The organism is Marinobacter sp. UBA2498 (genome assembly GCF_002341575.1).
GTDB lineage: Bacteria > Pseudomonadota > Gammaproteobacteria > Pseudomonadales > Oleiphilaceae > Marinobacter > Marinobacter manganoxydans.
On sequence record NZ_DDOI01000008.1, the window covers coordinates 14,819 to 15,402 of the forward strand.

At 59.2% G+C, this 584-nt stretch carries 1 protein-coding gene and 1 pseudogene; both read right to left on the reverse strand.

Features of this window, described 5'->3' with window-relative positions; genetic code table 11:
* On the reverse strand, positions 1 to 375 hold a 375-nt coding region (locus tag B2W52_RS00840; protein ID WP_286801004.1), incomplete at its 3' end, for a DUF192 domain-containing protein.
* Positions 372 to 584, reverse strand: a pseudogene (locus B2W52_RS00845) (ABC transporter permease); the annotation flags it as partial. The pseudogene B2W52_RS00845 and the gene B2W52_RS00840, both read right to left, overlap by 4 nt.

Here is a 584-nt window from a genome sequence, read left to right on the forward strand (position 1 = left end):
CGAGGGGCAGGGCACCATCTTGCGAATGCTGCCAATCTTGCCATCCTCGTTCAGGTAGGCGATGTCGAGGGGAATCAGGGTCTTGTACATCCAGAATCCGTGGCTGGCTGATCTCGGCTCGCGGTATTTAAACAGCATCCCGGCATCGGGAGCCATGGACGTACGGCCCATCAGTCCTTTCTGGCGTTGCTCGGAAGTGCCGGCAATCTCGAGTTGCACTGGCACCACGCCCGACGCAGACACAAAGCAGGCCTCGACAACCGGCAGGCCGTCCTGAGGCGCTGCAATGCCCGAGGAGCAGCCGTAGAGCAATAAGCTGGCTGCAAGGAGGGCCCAGACTTCCGCCCCCCGAACCGGGCTTGATGCGCAGGTCACGAGCGCAACCGGTAGCCGGTCTTGAAAATCCACCAGATGCCGACCATGCAGGCCGTGAGGAATACGAGGGTCATTCCCACACTGATGGCAATATGAACGTCAGACACGCCGTAAAACGCCCAACGGAAACCGCTGATCAGGTAAACCACCGGATTGAACAGGCTCACGGTCTGCCAGACCTCTGGCAGCATGTCGATTGAATAGAAGGT